Origin of the sequence: Rhodoblastus acidophilus (genome assembly GCF_900187365.1) — a bacterium.
Taxonomy (GTDB): Bacteria; Pseudomonadota; Alphaproteobacteria; order Rhizobiales; family Beijerinckiaceae; genus Rhodoblastus; species Rhodoblastus acidophilus.
Genome location: NZ_FYDG01000004.1, coordinates 121,266 through 137,210 on the forward strand (window position 1 = coordinate 121,266; position 15,945 = coordinate 137,210).

14 protein-coding genes are annotated in these 15,945 nt (G+C 66.9%); 6 read left to right on the forward strand and 8 right to left on the reverse strand.

The window, feature by feature from the left end; genetic code table 11:
* Positions 1-169 precede the first annotated feature (169 nt).
* The 6 genes from lptF (at position 170) to rsmA (ending at position 7,901) form a co-directional block, all read left to right on the forward strand.
* Positions 170-1,297, forward strand: coding sequence for an LPS export ABC transporter permease LptF (gene lptF / locus CFB24_RS10545; protein WP_088520575.1), 1,128 nt, complete (start codon positions 170-172; stop codon positions 1,295-1,297).
* Positions 1,294-2,376: an LPS export ABC transporter permease LptG gene (gene lptG, locus CFB24_RS10550; RefSeq protein ID WP_088520576.1), complete on the forward strand. Its 1,083-nt coding sequence runs from the start codon at positions 1,294-1,296 to the stop codon at positions 2,374-2,376. Before lptF ends, lptG begins: the two co-directional genes overlap by 4 nt.
* Positions 2,376-5,033 (forward strand): LPS-assembly protein LptD, encoded by a 2,658-nt coding sequence (locus CFB24_RS10555; RefSeq protein ID WP_244593135.1) that lies wholly within the window; start codon positions 2,376-2,378, stop codon positions 5,031-5,033. Before lptG ends, CFB24_RS10555 begins: the two co-directional genes overlap by 1 nt.
* Positions 5,034-5,146: 113 nt before the next feature.
* Complete coding sequence (locus tag CFB24_RS10560) at positions 5,147-6,049, forward strand: SurA N-terminal domain-containing protein (RefSeq protein ID WP_088520577.1); 903 nt, start codon at positions 5,147-5,149, stop codon at positions 6,047-6,049.
* The gene (pdxA, locus tag CFB24_RS10565) at positions 6,046-7,056 is read left to right on the forward strand and encodes a 4-hydroxythreonine-4-phosphate dehydrogenase PdxA (RefSeq protein ID WP_088520578.1); all 1,011 of its coding nucleotides are present in this window, start codon (positions 6,046-6,048) and stop codon (positions 7,054-7,056) included. The genes CFB24_RS10560 and pdxA overlap by 4 nt, the downstream gene beginning before the upstream one ends.
* Positions 7,053-7,901 (forward strand): 16S rRNA (adenine(1518)-N(6)/adenine(1519)-N(6))-dimethyltransferase RsmA, encoded by an 849-nt coding sequence (gene rsmA, locus CFB24_RS10570; RefSeq protein WP_088520579.1) that lies wholly within the window; start codon positions 7,053-7,055, stop codon positions 7,899-7,901. Before pdxA ends, rsmA begins: the two co-directional genes overlap by 4 nt.
* Positions 7,902-7,907: 6 nt before the next feature.
* On the opposite strand, the gene CFB24_RS10575 is transcribed toward rsmA, so the two are convergent.
* The 8 genes from CFB24_RS10575 to fabD all read right to left on the reverse strand — a co-directional run bounded on the left by CFB24_RS10575 (position 7,908) and on the right by fabD (position 15,861).
* Positions 7,908-8,906: a hypothetical protein gene (locus CFB24_RS10575; protein ID WP_088520580.1), complete on the reverse strand. Its 999-nt coding sequence runs from the start codon at positions 8,904-8,906 to the stop codon at positions 7,908-7,910.
* Complete coding sequence (gmk, locus tag CFB24_RS10580) at positions 8,903-9,547, reverse strand: guanylate kinase (protein WP_244593134.1); 645 nt, start codon at positions 9,545-9,547, stop codon at positions 8,903-8,905. The genes CFB24_RS10575 and gmk overlap by 4 nt, the downstream gene beginning before the upstream one ends.
* A complete protein-coding gene (locus CFB24_RS10585) occupies positions 9,547-10,431 on the reverse strand; it encodes a YicC/YloC family endoribonuclease (protein WP_088520581.1) in 885 nt (294 codons plus the stop codon). The genes gmk and CFB24_RS10585 overlap by 1 nt, the downstream gene beginning before the upstream one ends.
* Positions 10,432-10,538: 107 nt before the next feature.
* Complete coding sequence (mltG, locus tag CFB24_RS10590; RefSeq protein WP_088520582.1) at positions 10,539-12,218, reverse strand: endolytic transglycosylase MltG; 1,680 nt, start codon at positions 12,216-12,218, stop codon at positions 10,539-10,541.
* A 76-nt stretch (positions 12,219-12,294) separates the two neighbouring features.
* The gene (gene fabF, locus CFB24_RS10595) at positions 12,295-13,566 is read right to left on the reverse strand and encodes a beta-ketoacyl-ACP synthase II (RefSeq protein WP_088520583.1); all 1,272 of its coding nucleotides are present in this window, start codon (positions 13,564-13,566) and stop codon (positions 12,295-12,297) included.
* A 123-nt stretch (positions 13,567-13,689) separates the two neighbouring features.
* On the reverse strand, positions 13,690-13,932 hold the full coding sequence (locus tag CFB24_RS10600) for an acyl carrier protein (RefSeq protein ID WP_088520584.1): 243 nt from the start codon (positions 13,930-13,932) through the stop codon (positions 13,690-13,692).
* A gap of 225 nt (positions 13,933-14,157) precedes the next feature.
* Positions 14,158-14,898, reverse strand: coding sequence for a 3-oxoacyl-[acyl-carrier-protein] reductase (gene fabG, locus CFB24_RS10605; protein WP_088520585.1), 741 nt, complete (start codon positions 14,896-14,898; stop codon positions 14,158-14,160).
* Positions 14,899-14,916: 18 nt separating this feature from the next.
* Entirely contained in the window at positions 14,917-15,861 is a 945-nt protein-coding gene (gene fabD, locus CFB24_RS10610; protein WP_088520586.1) for an ACP S-malonyltransferase, read from the reverse strand.
* Between the last annotated feature and the right edge of the window lie 84 nt (positions 15,862-15,945).

Sequence of the window (15,945 nt, forward strand, 5' to 3'; positions counted from 1 at the left end):
GGGGAGAAGGCCGCGGTTGGCGCCTTTTCGATCTGTGCCCGCGGCGCAACAGAACGCCGTTTTCGCGCGCATTCTGACCGCCGAGCCATTGTTTAGCTTAAATTGCTGCTAAATAAGCTACGCGCCCCAGTTCGACCCCGCCTTGGGGCGGGTGGCGGCGGGAGCAGGCATGACACTGATCGAGCGTTACATTTTCCGCGTCGCCGGCGCGGCCTTCCTCGCCACTGTGGGCGTGCTGACGGCCGTGATCTGGCTGACGCAGGCTTTGCACGATCTCGACCTGATCACCTCCAAGGGCCAGTCGGCGCTGAAATTCCTCACCATCACCGGCATGTGGATTCCCTCGCTGTTCATGGTGATCGCGCCGATCGCTTTGTTCATCGCCGTGATGTTCTCGCTCAACAAGCTCAACGGCGACAGCGAGCTGGTGGTGACCGCCGCCTCCGGCCTGTCGCCGCTCGGCCTGCTGCGTCCCTATTTGGCGCTGATCGTGGCGGTGGCCGGCCTGTGCGCCCTGGTGTCGCTGTGGATCATGCCATCGAGTTTTCAGGTGATGCGCGACGCCTGGACCGAGGTGAAATCCGATTTCCTGACCCGCATCGTGCGTCCCGGCCAGTTCAACACGCTGGAAAGCGGGCTGGTTTTCCACTACCGGGATCGCGGCCCCGGCGGCGAATTGCGCGGCGTGTTCATGCTCGACCGCCGCGATTCCAACGAGTTGAGCGTCTATCTCGCTGAAAACGGCATCATCGCCAAGATCGACGGCAAGTCCTATATCGTGTTGCAGACCGGCACGATCCAGAAGCAGGACAAGGGCGCCGTCCCGGCGATGGTGACCTTCGATTCCTATGCGCTCGATTTGTCCAATTTCGGCTCGAAGCTCTATGGCGGCCCGCTCAAGCCGCGCGAACGCTCCACCTGGGATCTGCTGAACTACGACGTGTCCGATCCCTACACCCGCGACAATATCGGGCGATTCCGCGCCGATCTGCATGAGCGGTTCGTCTCGCCGCTCTATGCGCTGGCCATGGGCCTGATCGCCTTCGCCGCGCTGGGCACGCCGCGCACCACCCGGCAGACGCGGGGCTTGGCCATCGGCGGCGCCACCCTGATCGCCGTGCTGCTGCGAGTCGGGGGATTCGGCGTCGCCGGCGCCCTGGCGCGCGGCCCGGACGCCGTGCCCTTCGCCTACGCCCTGCCGCTGCTGGGCATGGTCGGCGCGGGCCTCTACGCATTCCGCTCCGCTCTGGTCCCGCTGTTGCGCGGCGGCCGTTTCGTTCCGGCGGAGGCGCGATGATCGGCCGCACGCTCGGAGTCTATCTCGCCAAGCGGTTTCTGCAGAGCCTGGCCGTGATCTTCTTCACCATTTTCGGCCTGATCTACATGGCCGATTTTGTGGAAATGCTGCGCCGCGCCGGCGACGTGCCGAACACGCCGGTGTCGATCGTGCTGCTGGTGTGCCTGATGCGCACGCCCTCGATCGCCGAGCAGGTGCTGCCCTTCGCCACTTTGTTCGGCGCCATGGCCGCCTTCATCAACCTCACACGCAAGCTGGAGCTGGTGGTGGCCCGCGCCGCCGGCGTTTCGGTCTGGCAGTTTCTCGCCCCGCCGCTGGTCGCGGCGCTGGGCCTGGGCGCCGTGGTGGTGATGCTGTTCAGCCCCGGCGCGGCGCTGATGAAGGCGAAGGCCGACGAGATCGAGGCGGGCATTTTCAGGACGCAGGTGTCGATGCAGGATTCGAACCTGTGGCTTCGCCAGCGCGGCCGCGACCAGCAGTCGATCCTGCGCGCCGACGTGGCGGCCGAATCCGGCTTGCGCCTGTCGGGCGTGACTGTTTATGTCTTTGACTTGAAGGGCCGATTCGTCGAGCGCGTCGACGCCGAGCAGGCGCGGCTCATTCCGGGAGAATGGGAGTTGAAGACGGCTCTCGTCACCGCCCCGGCGGTCGATCCGAGACGTGTGGAAATTTACCATCTTGGAACGAATCTTTTGCCCACGCAGGTGGCGCAGAGTTTCGTTGCGCCCGAAACTGTGCCTTTCTGGTCGCTGCCGCGACTCGCGGCTGACACAGAGGCGGTCGGGTTGGATTCGGTGGGGTATCGCTTGCGTTTTCAACAGCTTATCGCCCTGCCCTCGCTGCTTGCGGCCATGGTGCTGATCGCGGCGTGTTTCTCGTTAAAATTGTCTCGAATGGGCGGAATCGGCCTGATGGTGCTGGGTGGCGTCGGCGCTGGCTTCGTGCTTTATGTATCCTCTAAACTGGTCTCCGATCTGGGCGGAGCGGGCATGCTGAGCGCGCCCGTCGCAGCCTGGACCCCGGCGATCATCGCGAATTTGTTGGGCGGATTGACTCTCTTGAATCGTGAGGACGGCTGATGGCCAAAATCGCCTTCGGCTCCAACCCTGCCCTCGGGCTGATGACGGGGGGACGCGAGTCCCTGCGCCCGTCCTCCTTCGGCCTCGCGCATCGCCGCGTGTCTTGCCGCGTGTCTTGGCTGGCGCTCGTCCTGGCGCTGGGCGGCGCGCTGTGCGCGCCGTGGTCCGACGCCCAGGCGCAGACCCTGAACGAACGATTCGCCGCCGCGAACAACAGCGGCGACAAGACGCCGATGAACGTCGACGCCAACAAGGTCACGTACAACGACCGCGACCATACGGTGGTCGCCACCGGCGACGTCCAGATCTACTACAAGAAGAAGACGCTGGAGGCCGACAAGGTCACCTATTACCGCGACACCGGGCGGGTGCTGGCCGAAGGCTCGGTCAAGCTCACCGATTCCGACGGGTCGGTCACCCATGCCGACCGGATGGAGCTGTCGGGCGACTTCAAGCGCGGTTTCGTCGATTCGGCGCGGTCCGACAGCAACGACCGCACCCACATGACCTCGACGCGCACCGAGAAGCTCGACGAGGAAACCACCGTCTTCGAAAAAGGCGCCTACACCGCCTGCGACACCTGCGCCGATCATCCCGAGCGCGCCCCGGTCTGGCGCCTGCGCGCGCAAAAAATCGTCCACAAGAACGCCGAGCAGCGCCTCTATTACGAGAACGCCACCTTCGAGCTGTTCGGCCTGCCGATGGTCTGGTTCCCGTTCCTGTCGACGCCCGACCCGAGCGTGACCCGCGCCTCCGGCTTCCTCGCGCCGCATCTGTCCTATAACGCGACCACCACCGGCTTCGGCGTGGGACAGCCGTATTTCTGGGTGATCTCGCCCGACAAGGACGTGACCGTCACGCCCTATTACTATGGCAACCAAGGCTTCCGCGGCGACGTGGAATACCGGCAGCGGCTCGACAACGGCTATTTCACCCTCGATCTCACCGGCATCCACCAGAACAACCCGTCGGTGTTCGCCGGCTGGCCCTATGGCGCCGAGAAGACCCGCACCGATCGCGGCATGGTGCAGTCGCAGGGCGTGATCTGGCTCAACCAGAGCTGGAAGTTCGGCTGGGATATCGCCCGCGCCTCCGACAAGTGGTTCAACAACGATTACGCCATCGGCAACAGCACGCTGAACGGCAATTTCTTCCGCGAGAACTCGTCCACGGTCTATCTGACCGGCCAGGGCGACCGCGGCTATTTCGACCTGCGCGGCTATTCGTTCCAGGGCCTCGCCAATACCGACTACCAGCCGCAGCTCGCCGCCGTCTGGCCGATTCTCGACTACAACAAGACCATCTCGCTCGACCCCGCCAAAACCTGGGGCATCGGCGGCGAGGTCGAGATCGACGCCAATTTCACCCGCTCGACCGCCGATCTCGCCTCCTACCAGCAGATCGGCTCCTACCAGTTCGATTCGCGCTACGGCATGTTCGCGGTCTGCCGCGCCACCGGGACCACGCAAGCCTACAGCCAGTCCAACTGCCTGCTGCGCGGCATCGGCGGCGAATATGACAGCGCCACCCTGCAACTGTCGTGGAAGCGCAAGTTCATCGACCCGTTGGGCGAGGTCTGGACGCCCTTCACCTTCGCGCGCGCCAACGTCAACTATCTCAACGCCCGCGTGAACGGTGGGGTCGCGTTCGGCTCCGACACGGTCCTCAATTCCGACCAGCAGAATTTTCTCAGCCACAACGACCAGTTCGGCGGCTACATCACGCCGGGCGCCGGTCTGGAATGGCGCTATCCGCTGCTGACCAAGACCCCGATCGGCGAAATGGTGGTCGAGCCGATCGCGCAGATCATCGCGCGGCCGAACGGCCAGCCGACCAACAACATGGTCAATCTCGACGCCCAAAGCCTGGTGTTCGACGATTCGAACCTGTTCGAATGGAACAAATATTCCGGCTATGACCGGTTCGAGACCGGCGTGCGCGCCAATTACGGCGCCCAGTTCACCTATGACCTGCACGATTATGGCTACGCCAGCGCGCTGGTCGGCCAGTCGGCGCAGGTGGCCGGCGTCAATTCCTACGCCACGCCCGACGCCGCCAATATCGGCCTCAGCTCCGGGCTGGACAAGCCGCAGTCCGATTACGTCACGCGACTCGCCTACGCCCCCAGCGCGAATTACAGCTTCGTCGCCAAGGCGCGGTTCGACGAGAGCGACTGGTCGATGCGCCGCCTCGACGTCCAGGGCCGCGCCAAATACGGGCCGCTGGGTTTTGGCGTGAACTACGCCAATTACACGGCGCAGCCGATCATCGGCTATAACGAGCGCCGCGAGGGCCTGGGCGTGAACACGCGCTACGATGTGTTCCAGAATTATTTCGTCCAGGGCGACATCACCTGGGATCTCGGCCGCCACAATTACAACGGCGTCACCTATCTGGTGAACGGACAAACCTCTTATGCGCCGGCGGCGCCGCTGTTCGCCATCGCCACCTGGGGCGCGGGCATTGGCTATCAGGACGAATGTCTGAAACTCGGCCTGAATTACCGCGACTCGATCTCGGACGGCTACGGCTACCCGCCCACCTACGCCCGCAACAAATCGGTGGTGTTCACCCTCGAACTGCGCACGCTCGGCGACATCAGGGCGCCGTTCTCGCTGACGCCCTCGGTGATCCAGGACGGCGTCCGCACGCAGTAAGGCGCCGTCCGAACTTGGTGAGACGGCGTCCGCGCCCAGTAAGACGGCGCGGCGCAATTGATTTTTCCGCCCGCTCCTGAGAGAAAGGGCGGAAAAATCCTGATGGGAAGACAATGGCGCGTTCAAAACTGATCGGCGGGGCGATGCTCGCCCTCTCCATGGCCTGTTGCGGCGTCGGCGCCGCCCAGGCGCAATCCATTGTGGCGACGATCAATGGCGATCCCGTCACCACCCAGGACCTCGCCAACCGCGAGAAGGTGTTGCGGGCGCTCGGCCTGCCGTCTTCCGGCTCGGACGCCATGGAGAGCCTGATCAAGTCGCGCGTCGAGGCCGACGAGATCAATAAATTCGGCATCCGGGTCAAGAGCGACGAACTCGGCCCGACCTATTATTATTTCGGCGAGCGCGCCCACACCTCGGCGCAGGCGATCCAGCAGCGCCTCGCCCACTCCGGCGCCGACAGCAAGCACGTCGAGAATTTCCTGCAAATTCACCAGGCCTTCACGATTTACGCCCGCGCGCGCAACCGCGCCGTCGAGGTGAGCGAGAAGGACATCGACGCCGAACTGGCGCGCGACCCCAAACTGGCGGGCGAATTGAGCTACACCATCCGCCAGGTGGTGGTGACGGTTCCGCCGTCGGGCGGCGTGGCCGGGCTGCAGCAGGCCGCCAAGGAAATGGCCGACCTCAAAACCCGCTTCACCGATTGCGCCTCGGGCGTGAAAATGGCCAGCGCCTCGCCCAATGTGGTGGTGCGCGAGCCGGTCACCCGCACGACGTCCGCGCTCGGCGACCAGCTGGCGGATCTGCTCAACAAGACGCCGGTCGGCCATCTCACCGCCCCGAGCCGCGATTCCGCCGGTCTGGTGGCGCTGGCCCTGTGCGAAAAGACCAAGGCCAAGGGCGACGCCGCGCGCGAGCAGGCCTCGCAGCGCATTCTCGCCCGCAAGATCGCCGCCGACGCCGAAAACCTCTACAAGGAGCTGCGCGCCACGGCGGTGATCGTCAAGAAGTGACCGCCGCCGCGCCCCTCTGCCTGACGCAGGGCGATCCTTCGGGAATCGGCCCCGATCTCGCCTTGGCGCTGCACGCCGGGCTTGCCGGTCTGCCTCCATTCTTCCTGCTGGCCGACCCCGACCTGCTGCGCCGCCGCGCCGCCCAGCTCAGGCTCAACGTGGCCATCGCCGAATGTGAGCCGGAGCAGGCGCGCGGGCTGTTCCCGCACGCCCTGCCGGTGGTTCCGCTGCGCCATCGCGCGCGCGGCGCCCCGGGCGCGCCCGACCCCGCCGACGCGCCGGCGACCGTCGAGTCGATCGAGCGCGCCGTCGATTATCTGGCGCAGGGCCGCGCCCGCGCCATGGTGACCAATCCGATCGCCAAATCCGTGCTCTACGCCGCCGGCTTCGAGCATCCCGGCCACACCGAATTTCTGGGCGAGCTGGCGGCGGCCAAGTTCGGCCGGCCCGTCCGCCCGGTGATGATGATCTGGTCGCGCGAGCTGGCGGTGGTTCCCGCCACCATCCACATTCCCCTCAGCGCCGTCGCCGCCGTGCTGCGCGAAGACGATCTGGTCGAAATCGGCCGCATCGTCGCGGCGGCGCTGGCGCACGATTTCGGCGTCGCCGCGCCGCGCCTGGCGTTTTGCGGCCTCAACCCCCATGCCGGCGAGAATGGGGCGATGGGCCGCGAGGACATCGACATCGTCGCCCCTGCGGTCGCGCGTCTGGCCGCCGAAGGCGTTGACGCGCGCGGCCCGCTGCCGGCCGACACGATGTTCCACGCCGAGGCGCGCGCGGGCTATGACGCGGCGATCGGCATGTATCACGATCAGGTGCTGATCCCGGCGAAAACCCTGGCGTTCGACACCGGCGTCAATGTCACGCTCGGCCTGCCGTTCATCCGCACCTCGCCCGATCACGGCACGGCTTTTTCCCTCGCCGGAACGCTTCGCGCGCGCACCTCGAGTCTGGCCGAGGCGATCCTGTTGGCTGACCGCATGGCCCGCGCGCGAGCCGGCGCATGACCGATCTGCCGCCTCTGCGCGAAGTCGTCGCGAAATATGAGCTGGCGGCGAAAAAGTCGCTCGGCCAGAATTTTCTGTTCGACCTCAATCTCACCGGCCGCATCGCCCGCGCCGCCGGCCCGCTCGACGCGGCGACGGTCATCGAAATCGGCCCCGGTCCCGGCGGCCTCACCCGCGCCCTGCTGACTCATGGCGCGAAAAAGGTGATCGCGGTGGAGCGCGACGACCGCTGCCTCGCCGCGCTGGCGGACGTCTCCGCCGCTTTTCCGGGCCGGCTCGACCTCATTCCCGGCGACGCGATGGCGCTGGATTATCCGGCGTTTCTGGCGGCGCGCGGCGCGACCGGCCCGATCAGAATTTGCGCCAACCTGCCCTATAATATCGGCACGCAATTGCTGGTCGGCTGGCTGACGCAAAAGACCTGGCCGCCGTTCTACGACCGCATGGTGCTGATGTTCCAGCGCGAAGTGGCCGAGCGGATCGTCGCCGGGCCGCAGCGCCGCGCCGATTACGGACGGCTGGGCGTGCTCGCCAACTGGCGCTGCGAGACCAAAATCCTGTTCGACGTGCCGCCCGCCGCCTTCACGCCGCCGCCCAAGGTGACGTCGTCGGTGGTCGAACTGCGCCCGCGTGAAAAACCGCTCGACTGCGACGCGGCGGCGCTGGAGCGCGTCACCGCCGCCGCCTTCGGCCAGCGGCGCAAAATGCTGCGGCAGGCGCTCAAAGGCCTGGGCGTCGATCCGCTCGCGCTGCTGGAGGCGGCGGGCATCGAGCCGACCCGCCGCGCCGAGGAAGTCCCGGTCGAAGGATTTGTGGCGCTGGCGCGGGTCTTGGCCGGCCGCTGAGCCGGTTCAGGCGGCGTCGACCAGTTCGGTCAGCCGCCCGACCAGCAGGCGCTCCCAGATATGCCCGGCGGCGGAGCTGAAATGCGCCGGCTGGAACCAGATGAACTCCGGATAGGGGCGCGGCGTCAGCAGGACGCGCGTCGTCACGCCGGCGACGACCTGCTCGCTCTCGTCGAACGCGGGATGCGCGCCATTGACGGCGAACAGCGTGGCGGGCCGGCCGCCGCGCAAGGCGGAAATGGCCTCGGCCAGCGCCGCGACCAGATCGGGCCGGTGGGCGTTTTCCGAGTAGAAGAAGAACAGACAGCTTTCGGCTTGGGTCGCCTCGCGGAAGGCGGCGACGCGGCGACGGTAGCGTTCGGTGAATTTGCGAAAGCCGTCCTGCGCCCATTCAGGACCCACTTCATGGTTCCAGAACACGCCGTCGGCTTCATTGACGGGGTAGCGCAGGTCCTCGCGATAGGCGACGCCCGCCATGTCGAGATAGGCCGCGAAATCGCCCTGCAGATGTTTGAGCACGGCCCGGCCGGCGTGTACGGCGAGGTCGAACGGCATGGTCGGCTCGCCCATCAGGCGCGACGGCTTGAACCCCCATTTGGTCGACAGCGTGCGCGGCAGGCAGCTTTCGCCGATGGAGACGATGCGCGGCCCGCCCGCGCGCATGTGGCGGAACATGCGGTGGATCGTCAGGTCGGCGATATAGGACATCACCTGGAAATCGCCGTCGCCCGGCCGCAGCATGGCCTCCTCGAAGCGGCGGCGGATGCTGGCGATGTCGCTCGGCGACAGATGCAGCTTGTAGGAACTGTACCAATTGGCCAGCTCCGGCGAGACCTTGTCGGGCGCGCGCACGGCGCCGTCGAATTCATCGGAGTCGCCGCCGGCCTTCCAGGCCAGATATTTCCGCGACAGCCGGTCGAACAGGGCCAGCGTGCGGATCGGCGCCGGCGCGGCGGCGGTGAGGGCGTCCTCCGGGAAGCCGGCGGCGGCCAACGCGACGGTCACGCCGGCTCCGCCAGCAGCGCCGCCACGAAATCGCCCATGCCGGCGGCGATGCGCGGACGGCGCAGCCGCTCGGCGCGCACGATGGCGGCGAGATCGTCGAATGTCTGCTGAATATCGTCGTTGACCAGCACGTAATCGTAATCGGTCCAGCGGCTGATTTCGTGGCGGGCGGCGTCGAGGCGCTTTTCGATGGTTTCGGCGCTGTCCTCGGCGCGGCGCTCCAGCCGCGCCCGCAATTCGCGCATCGAGGGCGGCAGGATGAAGATGGTCACGACGTCGCGCGGCGCCTTCTCGCGCACCTGGCGCGCGCCCTGATAGTCGATGTCGAACAGCACGTCGCGGCCCTGCGACAGCCGCTCCTCCACCCATTTGCGCGGCGTGCCGTAGAAATTGCCGTGGACCTCGGCATGTTCGAGCAGGTCGTCGGAATCGCGCAGGCGGCGGAACTCGTCCGCGTCGATGAAATGATAATGGATGCCGTCGGCCTCGCTGCTGCGGCGCTTGCGCGTGGTGACGGAGATCGACAGCTTCAGGTCGAGTTCCGGCCGCTGCAACAGCATCCGGGTCAAGGTGGTCTTGCCGGCTCCCGACGGCGAAGACAGGATCAGCATCAATCCGCGACGGGCGTTTTCCATGGTCATCACTCGATATTCTGCGCCTGCTCGCGCAATTGCTCGACCTCGACTTTCAGATCAAGACCGATGGCGGTGAGTGCGGAGTCGTTCGACTTGGCGCAGAGCGTGTTGGTTTCCCGCCCGAATTCCTGGGCGAGAAAGTCCAGGCGCCGACCGACGGCCCCGCCGCCGGCCAGCAGCTTGCGCGCCGCCGCGACATGGGAATACAGCCGGTCCAGCTCTTCGCGAATGTCGGCCTTGGCCGCCAGCAGGATCGCCTCCTGGTGCAGCCGCGCCTCGTCGAAGCGGCCGAGTTCGCTCAATTGCGCCAGCGCGGCGCGCAGCCGTTCCTTCACGGCCTCGGGCTTGCGCGCCGGGCAATCGTCGGCGGCGCGCGTCAGCCGCTCGATGGCGTCGAGCCGGGCGCCGAACACATCGCGCAACGCCGCGCCCTCGGCGGCGCGCATCGCCGCGAGATCGACCAGCGCCGCTTCGAGGCCGCGCAGCATCGCCGCCTGCGACTCGACAAGAGCCGCCTCGTCCTCGTCGCCCTCGCCGGTTTCGATCACGCCGCGCAGCGCCAACAACCCGTCGAGCGTCGCCGGCCCGACGTTTTTGGCGAGCGGAACGGCGGCGACGAGTTCCAGCAACTGGCCCAGCAATTCGCGGTTGATGCGCGGCGCGACGGCGGCGGCCTCGCGCGTGACCGAGAGGTTGGCCTGGCAGGCGCCGCGCACGACCGTCTTGGCGATCAGCCCGCGCGCCGGCAGGTCGAGCGCGTCGAAGCCGGGCGGCAGCCGCAGCCGCAGGTCCAAACCCTTGGAATTGACGGTCTTGATTTCCCAGGTCCAACGAAACGGCGCGGCGTGGCCGGATTGGCGGGCGAAGCCGGTCATGCTGGCGAGGGTCATGGAGCGTCCGGGATTCGAGGGCGATGCGCCTGCCATAATCCAGGTCGGCGGCGAAATAAACCCGCCGCGCCGCCCAATCCCGCTCAGGCTCTGTTATCCTTGAAAATTCATTTCCCGTTCTTGCCAAAGGGCGAGGTCGCGTCCACCGTTTTGGGGCTGTTGAGGTCCCAGCTCTTGTCGAGCAGCGGATCGAGCGCGGTGCCGGCGGAGGCGTCGAAAATGCGCGGCTTGCCGTTGGGCGCCATCGCGCCGGGCTGCGGCGCCGGCGAATAGGCCATGGACGACGCGTCCACCGGTTCGGCGGGGCCGTCCAGCACGGCGGCGGCGGAGGCGCGTTTCGGCGCGGCGGACTGCGCGGGATCGTCGGCGGGACCGTCGAGCAGGTTTTCCGCCCGGGTCACGCCGCCCATTTGCGCATCGGCCAAGGCGTCGCCGCCATCTTCGATGCGCGGCGCCACGCCGCGCGACAGGCCGAGGTCGCCAATGCGCTGCGGCGCCGGGGGCGCATCGGGCAGGCCCGGCGCGAGACGCGACAGCGCGCCGGCGTCGCGCCGCAAACTGGGCCTGACGTCGCGCGAATCGGCGAAGATCGCCGGCAGCGCGCCATAGGGCCGATGGAGCAATTCGCCGCGCTCGTCGCGCTTGACCTTGGGGTCGAGCCCGCGCCAGCGCTGCACGTTCTTGTTATGCGCGTCCAGCGTCTCGGCGAACACATGGCCGCCGGTCCCGTCCGCTACGAAATAAAGATCCGCCGTCCGCGAGGGGTTGGCCACCGCCTCCAGCGCGGCGCGGCCGGGATTGGCGATCGGGCCGGGCGGCAGGCCGTCGATGACATAAGTGTTGTAGCGCGTGCGCGATTCCAGATCGTCGCGCGTCAGATTGTGGCCGAGCGCGCCCTGCCCGCCGACCAGGCCATAAACCACGGTCGGATCGGATTGCAGCCGCATGTGCTTGCGCAGCCGATTGAGGAACACCGAGGCGACGCGCGGCCGTTCGTCGGCGCGTCCCGTCTCCTTCTCGACGATCGAGGCCAGCGTCACCATTTCGGTGGGCGAGGTCAGCGGCAGGTCGGAACTGCGCCGCTTCCAGATCTCGTCGACCAAAGCCCGCTGGTCGCGCGCCATCTTCTGCAGCAATTTGTCGCGGGTGTCGCCGCGCTGGAATTTATACGTTTCGGGCAGCAGCGCGCCCTCGCGCGGAATTTCGCGCACGTCGCCGTTCAGCGCCTCGTCCGAGCGCAGCTTCTCGACGATCTGTTGGCTGGTGAGACCCTCGGGAATGGTCAACTGGTGCAGGATGGCACGGCCCTGGACGATCTCGTCAATGGCCTCCTGCAGCGAACCGCCCTGTTTGAACAGATATTCGCCGGCCTTCAGCTTGCCGCGCAGCCCCTCGATCGACAGTACGACCGCGAAGGACAAGCGGCTGTCGATCACGCCCTGATCGACCAGAATTTGCGAGATTTCGTCGGCGTCGGAGCCGGGCGGAATCACCACCACCCGATCCGCCGTCAGCGGGCCGGGCGCGCGGGCGCCGCGACTGGCCATCACCACGCCAATGCCGGCGATCACCGCGACCACCAGCAGGAAGGTCATGACGCCGGACACCGCCGCGAGAATCCCCGGACGCTTCTTCTTGCGGGGCGGCGGCGGCGGGCTGTCCGGCCCCGGATTTTGGCTCGGGCTCTGGGCCTGGAGCCGCGCGGCGGCTTCGCGCGAGCGGGGCGCAACCGGCGGGGCGCTTTCGCCCGGCCCGTCATCGCTCAGGGGAGTACCGTTTTCGCTCATTCCGAACCTACGCTCTACCGGCTTGAGCCGGCAGAATAGCACAGTCGTTGGTTAATGTGGCGAAAACGAGGGCGCCTCATGCCTCGTATCGTCTCAGCACCAGCGAGGCGTTGGTCCCGCCGAATCCGAAGGAATTCGACAGCGCCACGTCGATTTTGCGCTTGCGCGGCGTGTGCGGCGCCAGGTCGATCGCGGTCTCGAAAGCGGGATTGTCGAGATTGAGCGTCGCCGGCGCCACCTGGTCGCGAATCGCCAGGATGGAGAAAATCGCCTCCACCGCGCCGGCCGCGCCGAGCAGGTGGCCGACCGAACTCTTGGTCGAGGACATGGTGATTTTCGACGCGGCTTCGCCGACCACGCGCTCGACGGCGCGCAATTCGATGCCGTCGGCCATGGTCGAGGTGCCGTGCGCGTTGACATAGTCGAGGTCGGCGGCGGTGATGCCGGCGCGCTTGAGGGCGGCCTGCATGCAGCGGTAGGCGCCGTCGCCGTCCTCCGACGGGGCGGTGATGTGATAGGCGTCGCCCGACATGCCGTAGCCGGTCACTTCGGCGTAAATTCTCGCGCCGCGCCGCTTGGCGTGTTCAAGTTCTTCGAGCACGACGCAGCCGGCGCCCTCGCCCATCACGAAACCGTCGCGGTCGCGGTCATAGGGGCGCGAGGCCGCCGTGGGCCTGTCGTTGAAGGACGTGGCCAGCGCCTTGCAGGCGCAGAACCCGGCGATGCCGATCCGGTTGAGCGCCGATTCGGCGCCGCCGGCCACCATCACCTCGGCGTCGCCGAGCATGATCAGGCGGGACGCGTCGCCAATGGCGTGGCTGCCGGTCGAGCAGGCGGTGACCACCGCGTGATTCGGGCCTTTCAGCCCATGTTCGATCGAGACATGGCCGCCGATCAGATTGATCAGGCGCCCCGGCACGAAGAAGGGCGACACGCGGCGCGGCCCCTTTTCCTGCAACAGCAGCGAGGTCTCGTTGATGCCGCCCAGGCCGCCGATGCCGGAGCCGATGAGGACGCCGGTTTCGATCTGATCCTGATAGGTCTTGGGCGCCCAGTCGGCGTCCTTGAGGGCCTGGCGGGCGGCGGCGACCCCGAAAATGATGAAATCGTCGACCTTGCGCTGTTCCTTGGGCTCCATCCATTCGTCGGCGTTGAACGCGTCCGAATTGGCCTTTTCCCGGCCCGGACGCGGCACCTGCATGCCGACCTGGCACGCGAGGTCCGAAATCTCGAAACCCTCGATGCGGCCGGCGCCGCTTTCGCCAGCAAGAAGGCGCTTCCAGCTTTGCTCCACGCCGCAGGCCAGCGGCGAAACCATGCCCAATCCCGTAACGACGACCCTGCGCATTGCTCCCTCGGAAATTTCTGTGCCGCTGCGGCGAGCGCAGGCGAAAGCGGCGTCAAACGCCATTCGCGCGCGAGCGGTTCGGCCGTCGCGCGCGAGGTGTAACCTAGCGAGGCGTCAACCCGATCAGGCCTTGGCCGTGGCCTTTTCCAGGAACTTCACCGCATCGCCGACGGTCACGATGCCCTCGGCCGATTCGTCGGGGATTTCCACGCCGAATTCTTCCTCGAAGGCCATGACCAGTTCGACGGTGTCGAGCGAATCGGCGCCCAGATCGTCGATGAAATTGGCGCTGTCGACCACCTTGTCGGCGTCCACGCCGAGGTGTTCGATGACAATCTTTTTCACGCGCTCGGCGACATCGCTCATTTTTAGCTTCCCTGTTGTACTCTAGGCTTGGGTCGCGCCAGGCTTCGCCGGGCGCGGGGACGGACGGGTTCTTGGACGCGAATTCCAGGCGGCCGAGCAGTTTTGGCGGCTGAACGCGGTTTCACGCTGGAACGCACAAACGCAGGCTTGCTAACATACTTCCGCTAGGATTGCGAGGCCCCTTCACCCGATTGACGCCGCAGCTTTCGCCGCAGCGTAACTCTTTCAAATCATGGCCATTCCGCCGTTGACATGCAAGGTCTGGCCGGTCACGTAACCGGCCTCGTCGCTAGCCAGATAGACGCAGGCCGCCGCAATGTCGTCGCCCTTGCCCATCGAACCGGCGGGAATCGCGCCCAAAATGGACTCTTTCTGCTTGTCGTTGAGCACATCGGTCATCGGGCTGGCGATGAAGCCGGGGGCCACGCAGTTGACCGTGATGCCGCGCGCGGCGATCTCGGCGGCCAGCGCCTTGCTCATGCCGATCAGGCCCGCCTTGGAGGCGCAATAGTTCGCCTGGCCGGGATTGCCGGTGACGCCCACCACCGAAGTGATGTTGATGATGCGGCCATGCCGGCGCTTCATCATGCCCTTGACCGCGGCGCGGCACAGGCGGAAGGCCGATTCGAGGTTGACGGTGAGGACGGTGGACCAGTCCTCGTCCTTCATGCGCATGAACAGGCCGTCGCGGGTCACGCCGGCGTTGTTGACGAGAATGTCGAGCGGCGCGCCGGCGGCCGCCTCGGCCTCGGGAATCAGCTTCTCGACCGCCTCGGCCTCGGACAGGTTGCAGGGAGCCACAAACACGCGGTCGCCCAGCTCCGCCGCCAGCTTGTCGAGCGCCTCGCGGCGGGTGCCGGACAGAACGACCTTGGCGCCCTGCCGGTGCAGCGCGCGGGCGATCGACGCGCCGAGACCGCCGGAAGCCCCGGTGACCAGCGCGACGCGATTGTTCAGATCAAACATGAAAAACTCTCCCCAAGCCTATGTCAGGCTGAAATTCTCAACCTCAGACGGCGCGCTGACATTTAGCGCGCGCGCGCCCTCGGCCGTGCGCTTGACCAGGCCGGCCAGCACCTTGCCGGCGCCGACTTCCACGAAAAGATCCACGCCCGCCTTGTGCATAAAACCCATGCACTCGCGCCAGCGCACCGCGCCACAGACCTGGGCCACCAGCAATTTGCGAATCTCGTCCGGGTCGGACACCGGCGCCGCCGTCACATTGGCCACCACCTCGACCACCGGCCTGGCGATTTTGGTTTCGGCCAGCGCCGCCTGCATGGCTTCGGCCGCCGGCTGCATCAGCGCGCAATGGAACGGCGCCGACACCGGCAGCAGCATGGCGCGCTTGATCCCATGCGCCTTGGCGATCTCGATGGCCGCCTCGACCGCCTGTTTGGCGCCGGACACCACGATCTGGCCGCCGCCATTGTCATTGGCCACCTGGCACAAGGCGCCGGTCGCGGCCTTGGCCTCCTCTGAAATCTTTTCCGCCAGCTCCGGCTCGGAGCCGAGCAGGGCCGCCATGGCGCCCTCGCCCACCGGAACCGCCTTCTGCATGGCCGAGCCACGCAGGCGCAGCAGGCGCGCGGCGTCCGCCACGTTCAGGGCGCCGGCGGCGGCGAGCGCGGAATATTCGCCCAGCGAATGGCCGGCGACATAGCGGGCGTCGCGGGCGAGATCGACGCCCTTCTCGCTTTGCAGCGCCCGCAGCGCCGCCAGCGACACCGCCATCAGCGCCGGCTGGGCGTTGGCGGTGAGCTGCAATTGCGCGGCCTCGCCCTCGAACATCAGGGCGGACAGCTTCTCGCCCAGCGCTTCGTCCACCTCCTCGAACACCGCGCGCGAGGCGGCGAAGGTCTCGGACAGGGCCTTGCCCATGCCTATGGCCTGGGAACCCTGGCCGGGGAAGACGAATGCGACGGACATCGACGACTCTCCTGGACGCCTCTAACGGAACGCGGGCATTTGGCGCCCGCGCCTGCGCCTGTCAAGGCGCGAGCGCCGCGGCGT